The organism is Dysgonomonas sp. HGC4 (assembly GCF_001261715.1).
In the GTDB taxonomy this organism is placed as follows: domain Bacteria; phylum Bacteroidota; class Bacteroidia; order Bacteroidales; family Dysgonomonadaceae; genus Dysgonomonas_A.
Window position 1 is genome coordinate 1 of the sequence record NZ_CVRU01000040.1, and the last position, 666, is coordinate 666.

Genomic DNA, 666 nt, shown 5'->3' on the forward strand with positions numbered 1-666 from the left:
TTTAGTAGTCGTGTGTAGTGATTCACTCTTTTGTTTTTTTGAATTTTATATACAATGTAATAAAACTATTATATTTTAGGTAAATTTTAAAATTTGCGATATTAAATTAGAAAACATATGTAACGAAATTTTTATTGATTAATTAGAAATATTGCATTGGATGAGGCTCTAGAGGACTTGCTTGATGTGACAGACCGTTTGGTAGAAACTTCTCATGCTATAAAAGAAGATTAGGAAAGTGTTATCCTTAAAACAAAGAATCCAGTAGATATAATCAAGCATATTGAGAATTTCTTCGCTTATTCAGAATCGCAAAGAGAACTGTTTACAGAAGCTTTTACTCTAGCTATAATTGATGATCAGGAAGCTATCGAACAGTTATTGTACCGTCTAAAAAGACTTCAATAATTTTTCATTTTTTTAATTTAAAAATTTCATAAGCAGAACATTTTTCCTGCTTATGAAATGCTTAATCAAAATAAATATCTATATTTACCCTTGTAAAATAATCCTTTACAAAGACAATGACATCTGATTTAACAAACATTTCGACAAATAACAATCTAAATTTTAATCATTTAGATTTGGTTATGTGCGTTGAAATGTTAGAGAGAGAGAGAGAGAGAGAGAGAGAGAGAGAGAGAGAGAGAGAGAGAGAGTTAACTA